The sequence below is a fragment of the Xanthomarina maritima genome (assembly GCF_008084905.1).
GTDB classification, from domain to species: Bacteria; Bacteroidota; Bacteroidia; order Flavobacteriales; family Flavobacteriaceae; genus Xanthomarina; species Xanthomarina maritima.
In genome coordinates, this window is record NZ_VSFC01000004.1 from 1 (window position 1) to 5,650 (window position 5,650).

Below are 5,650 nucleotides of genomic sequence, written 5' to 3' on the forward strand. Positions count from 1 at the left end.
GTTTAAAAGGAGTTACAATTTTGGAGGTGTTTTATGTAACGGTCTAGTATATGAAAAGTAGCGGGTTTTTACGCACTAATTTTCGGTTGATAACTGACCTTTATTTTATATCTACACTTTCGTTTTAGCACTTTCTCCGCTATTTTTTATATACATTGTTGGGCACAGTTATTTTTCTTCAATTGTTTTCTTAATTCCGAGTGCTATAGCTTTTGCCATTAATGGTGGTACTGCGTTTCCGATTTGAACCATTTGTTTTGCTTTAGAGCCTTTAAATATAAAGTCATCAGGAAATGATTGTAGACGAGCCATTTCCCTAACTGTTATTACTCTTGGTTCAATTGGGTGAATATTAACTCCACCGTGATTTTCTTTAATAGTACAACTGGCTTCATTCCAAGGACATTTTTTCCAAGAATCAGAATAATTATCATAAAGACTTTTACCTTCGGGAACAGCAGCAAGTCTTTTCTTCATATCATCTTTATGTTTGGTTCTTACGTGATTAATTTCTTTGTTATCTTTTACTTTAATTAAGTCTTCAATTGCTTCTTTAGTTGTGACATAAGAACCTTCCTCAAGTAGTGGTGATGGATGAAAATTTTTCTTTCCAATTCTGTTTGCAATAAATATTATTCTTTCTCTTTTTTGAGGAACATAATAGTCAGCTGAATTTAAGACTGTAACATTAACTTCATAACCTAAAGCTCTAATATCTTTTTTAATTTTATCTTCAACTTTTCCTTTTAGCATTGAACGTAAACCTTTTACATTTTCGGCAACTATAAATTGAGGTTGTAAATCTTTTATAATTTCAAGCATATCCTTATAAAGTGAATTTCTTGGGTCTTCTACAATCCTGCTACCAGACATACTGAAACCTTGACAAGGAAAACCACCCGAAAGAACAGTTAAATCTTTTCCTTTCAGTTGTTTTTTTACAGTTTCAATAAATTTCATTTTTATTTCTGAACTTGTTATATCGCCTTCAATTAGTGGATGTTTAAAATTATGACGATAAGTCATACCCGCTTCTTTAAACCAATCTAAACCACCAACTTGATTAAATCCTGCTAATTCAAAACCCTTTGCCATACCACCTGCACCACAAAATAGGTCAGCAGAAGTAAGTTTGTTTGATTTTACATTTTCCCATTCGTCTGATATGTCAATCCAGTTGATAATATCAGTTTTAGTTGATTTTGGTATAACTGGTTCATACTCTATCTCTCTACCGTTTTCATATACGGAAAGATTTAAAAAATATTGAAGCTCACTTTCTTCAACACGGTGAACTCCACCAATTTTATTTGATTTAAGTTTACCTGAATGAATATACCTTCTTACCGATTTTTGTGAAACATTTAGTTTTTCTGCAACATCTTCAATTCGAAGCATTTGGGTTTTAGTGTCCATACTTGTCCATTTTTGTCCAAATGTAGATAAATTATTTTAAACTTAAAAGATTTCCAAAATTGAATCTAAACTTTAATGAGTTTCTTGCTGAATGAACTTGAAATTCTCCTATTGAAATTTTCTTGTTAGAACCATATTTAATTGTTACACTACTTTTTTCTGTAAAATCATTACTATAATCTATTAAATTAGGATTAAAGGTTATGCCTTCCAATTCTGATTTGTTTATTATTTGTGATGTTAGTTCGTTATCGTTTAAATATAGTGACCAAAGTAAATAATCACATTCATTTAGAAATTTTACATATTCTCTCAACAGTAGTGATACAGTATTTGTATTTCTTACAAGTTCACGAAATTTATTTTCATCTATGTTACCGTCATACCATCCCTTATCTGAAAAATACAAATCGAAAGTTTTAGGTGAAGGCTGTCCTATTTCAGGTGGACAAACTTTGAAAGATTTTGATTTATTAGTTTTAACTGAAAGGGTATTGTCTTTCTCTAAATAAAAGTCAACTCCACTTTTGCTTTGGCTACCTCTTTCTCTTTTTTCTGTTCCTGCATACTTAATTGGAATCAAAGGGAAAAGTTTGTCTTTATGTTCTGTATAATGAATAATAAAATTTCTTAATATTTCTTTATCTGAATTATTAATTAATCTGTCGCTATCATTCCCTGGATCTAGTTTGAAAACATTGCAAATAGCAAGTTCAGCTGTATCTCCAAGCATAGAATTATTAATTACTTTTTCTTTCTTTAAAAGTTCAGGAAAGTTTTCACGATGCAGTCTTATTTTATAGCCGCTTCTATTGTTGTGTAATTGAAGTTCTAAAACAGTTTTTTCTTTAAATTTTACTGTGTTTGATTCGTTCCAGCTTTGTTCTGTAGGTTTTGTAAATGAAAAGTCTTTAAGGTCAAAAGTTAAATCTGGTAAATCGTCTCTTTTTAAAATTTCATAGTTAAATGTGTCGTCATTTCTGTAAAACCAGCAATTGTAATCGCTAACTAACGCATAATCAACTATAATGGGTAACATTTCATTGATTTTTGATAAACAGAATTTTTTAAAGTTATTTCTATTTATAATATCAGGATATAAGTCGCCAAAAAAATGATTGAAAGTTTCATCTCCTGCTTGTCCAACTACTTTTGGAGCAAACATTTTACCATTACCTTTAAAAGTTCTAACTGAAAAAGTTTCTTCATTTTCAAGCAAAAAATTGTGTGGACATCTTGTGATGTATGGAGATGTAAATTTTTTAGAAGTAGTTAAATATTCAACTGGTTTAGCTTTTCCTCTGAAAATTTTATTTATTATTTTGGACTCAATAAATGATTTGAGTAAACCGTTATCTATTCTACTAAAAGAAATGTCATTCTCAATATTAAAATGCAAACAAATTGCATATTGAAATGTCATTCCAAAAGTTTCGTTATTCATTTTTTGTTTTTCTCAAATTTACGGTTTTTTCATAATTGTGCCCAACGGCAACTGTATGTTGCGTTTTTTCAGTTTGTTAATAGCACCAAAGTAATGAAATTTTGTAGATGTAACAAAGAGCAATTAATTTTCAGATAGGGAAGAAGTTCGCTGTCTGAGGCAAAGTTGCAATTTGCAAAGCTCATAAATAACCACCTACAAAATTAATGGTACTAACGCACAAAACTGCCAAAAAAAGATAACTGCTCGCAACCAAAATGCAATATACAGAATGTTACCCAACGTTATATTTGTTTTTGATTGATTTGTTGCATATATGAGAATATTCGATTATATTTGCTTTGTAAAATTTAATCAAATGATTTATTCAAACGATAAAGTTAAGCGGCTTTTAAAGTCCGAGTTAGTTAAAAGAGGTATATCTACTTCCGATTTAGTTTTCTTATTAAACGAACAAGGTTTAAATGAAACACAAGCAAGTATTACAAGTAAAATAAGTAGAGGAACTTTTAGTGCAACTTTTTTTTTACAATGTCTTTCGGTAATTGGTTGTACGAAATTTGAAATTGAAGACTTCAAGTCAAATTTAAGCCTTGTTGCAGAATCAAGTGTTGAATATAAAATCAAGAATGATGAATAAAAAATTAAAATTTATAGACTTATTTGCCGGACTTGGAGGAATTCGAATCGGTTTTGAACAGGCTTGTGAAGAAAGGGGAATTGAAACTGAATGTGTTTTGACTTCTGAAATTAAACCTTATGCAGTTGAGACTTTAAGGCATAACCATCATCACGAAAACTTTATTGGAGATATTTTTCAGTTAAAAAATGAAGATATTCCTGATTTTGATTTTCTTTTTGGAGGATTTCCTTGTCAACCATTTAGTGCAGGAGGAAAAAGAAATGGTTTTGCAGACACAAGGGGAACTTTATTTTTTGAAGTAGAAAGGATTTTAAGGCATAAAAAACCACAGGGTTTTATTCTTGAAAATGTTGAAGGTTTGGTTAAACACGATTTAGAAAATAAAACCGATAAAATAGGGAGGACTTTAAAAACAATTTTATATAAACTTGAAAAGGAGCTTAATTATAAAGTTTCTTGGAAAGTTTTGGATTCTGTTAATTTTGGAGTTCCGCAATCACGAAAAAGAATTTTTATTGTAGGAACAAAAAAAGATAAGGTTTCCTTAGAAAATTTTAAACCAACTTTTAAAGTTTTGAAAGATGTTTTAGAAAGTGGAAAAGAAACGATGAATACTGATTTTACTAAAAAATTACTTTCTCATTTTTCAGTAAAGGAACTATATGGAAAATCTATAAAAGATAAAAGGGGAGGAGATAATAATATTCATAGTTGGGATATAGGAATAAAAGGGGAATGTAGTAAAGAACAGATTAGATTGCTAAATAAATTATTTAAAGTACGTAGGCAAAAACATTGGGCAGTTGAAATTGGTATTGATTGGATGGACGGAATGCCTTTAACCTTGAAACAAATACAAACTTTTGTTCCTCCAAATGATTTATTTGAAAGTTATGATTTAAAAGGAATGTTAGATGATTTGGTAGATAAAGGTTATTTAAGATTTGAGCATCCAAAAAAGTTGGTTAAAGAAGTTCTAGAAAATGGAATCATTACTTCTCGTGTTTACGATGAAACAAAACCCAAAGGATATAATATTGTAACAGGGAAATTAAGTTTTGAAATAAATAAAATTTTAAATCCAAATGAGATAGCCCCAACTCTTGTTGCAACTGATATGAGTAAGATTGTAGTTCCCGATGGTAATGGAGTTAGAAAACTGACAATTAGGGAGGGATTGAGAATTTTTGGTTATCCTGACAGTTATGAAATACCTGTTAAAGACAATTTTGCTTACGATTTATTGGGAAATACGGTCGCTGTACCTGTGTTAAAAGCAATTTCTGAAAGGGTTTTAGATGTTTTAGTAGCGACTGAAAAACCTAAAGTGTTGGAGATGGAAAATGCGGAAGTTATAGCTTAACTCCTGTATTTTCAAAATATTTTGTTTCCACAATTTTTAGCCAATTTTTCTTGTATTGGTCACATTGAGGATATTCTTTATGTGTTTCCGAAATAGCTTTTAAGAATTCCTTTTTGTTATTGAATGGGGGAAATTTAAGTCTAGTAGAATACCAAGTACAAGGTCTGATGTTATAAATTTGATTTCTTTTAACTTGTAATTTTATTGGGTCTTGTCCTGATGGACTTGCCATTTCCCACACTTTTTTCAACCAAACATTATCTATTGAAAGTTCAGAATTTTTCATTTTATAACTGAAAATCAAATAATCAGCATCTATCCGTTCTGGAATTTTTAAAAGAGATGTACAGTAAGAGTCAAAATTTGCTATGTCAAACGCAGGGCTTGCACTTGCATTAAATGTTTTCAATTCCAAAAAGTCTTTTGTATCACTTTCAGAAAGTAAAAAGTCTGGAAATTCCTGTGTATTTACTTTAGTTCTGAAGTAATAATTTTTACTTCTCATCCATTCACCAAGCCATTCTTGAAGCAGATCACCAATTGCATCTTTTCCGTTGTATTTAGCTGTGATATTTCCTAATTTAATTTCGACACTACCAATTTTTTCTTTGATTTTGAAATTATCAACAAGTTCGTTGTAAAGTTCAGAAGCAGTAATTTTTATAGTCTTCGCCATTCAGAATGTGTGATTTTGGATTGAAAACACAAATATACATTTCTTTGCGAATATGCTCTCGTTTTTGGTGGTTTTCGTAATGTTGGGTAACGTGTTTGTGTATGGTTT

At 30.2% G+C, this 5,650-nt stretch carries 5 protein-coding genes; 2 read left to right on the forward strand and 3 right to left on the reverse strand.

The annotated features are described in order from the left end of the window. Nucleotides 1-168: 168 nt before the first annotated feature. Both FVF61_RS00945 and FVF61_RS00950 read right to left on the reverse strand, forming a co-directional pair. Nucleotides 169-1,416 (reverse strand): DNA cytosine methyltransferase, encoded by a 1,248-nt coding sequence (locus FVF61_RS00945; protein WP_199757242.1) that lies wholly within the window; start codon nucleotides 1,414-1,416, stop codon nucleotides 169-171. Between the two features lie 31 nt (nucleotides 1,417-1,447). Next, entirely contained in the window at nucleotides 1,448-2,860 is a 1,413-nt protein-coding gene (locus FVF61_RS00950; RefSeq protein WP_148452323.1) for a hypothetical protein, read from the reverse strand. Nucleotides 2,861-3,218: 358 nt separating this feature from the next. Here FVF61_RS00950 and FVF61_RS00955 point away from each other — a divergent pair, with 358 nt between their 5' ends. Beyond that, nucleotides 3,219-3,500 (forward strand): DUF6471 domain-containing protein, encoded by a 282-nt coding sequence (locus FVF61_RS00955; protein ID WP_199757243.1) that lies wholly within the window; start codon nucleotides 3,219-3,221, stop codon nucleotides 3,498-3,500. After that, a complete protein-coding gene (gene dcm / locus FVF61_RS00960) occupies nucleotides 3,493-4,866 on the forward strand; it encodes a DNA (cytosine-5-)-methyltransferase (protein ID WP_148452325.1) in 1,374 nt (457 codons plus the stop codon). The genes FVF61_RS00955 and dcm overlap by 8 nt, the downstream gene beginning before the upstream one ends. On the opposite strand, the gene FVF61_RS00965 is transcribed toward dcm, so the two are convergent. Continuing rightward, nucleotides 4,856-5,542 carry an NgoBV family restriction endonuclease gene (locus tag FVF61_RS00965; protein WP_148452327.1) on the reverse strand — a complete coding sequence of 229 codons (687 nt, stop codon included), beginning with the start codon at nucleotides 5,540-5,542 and terminating at the stop codon, nucleotides 4,856-4,858. The genes dcm and FVF61_RS00965 overlap by 11 nt on opposite strands. Nucleotides 5,543-5,650: the final 108 nt, after the last annotated feature.

Excerpts from the sequence above, each read along its gene's own strand:
- FVF61_RS00965 (WP_148452327.1), bottom strand. The coding sequence starts at position 5,542 with ATGGCGAAGACTATAAAAATTACTGCTTCTGAACTTTACAACGAACTT.
- FVF61_RS00955 (WP_199757243.1), top strand. The coding sequence starts at position 3,219 with ATGATTTATTCAAACGATAAAGTTAAGCGGCTTTTAAAGTCCGAGTTA.
- FVF61_RS00945 (WP_199757242.1), bottom strand. The coding sequence starts at position 1,416 with ATGGACACTAAAACCCAAATGCTTCGAATTGAAGATGTTGCAGAAAAA.
- dcm (WP_148452325.1), top strand. The coding sequence starts at position 3,493 with ATGAATAAAAAATTAAAATTTATAGACTTATTTGCCGGACTTGGAGGA.
- FVF61_RS00950 (WP_148452323.1), bottom strand. The coding sequence starts at position 2,860 with ATGAATAACGAAACTTTTGGAATGACATTTCAATATGCAATTTGTTTG.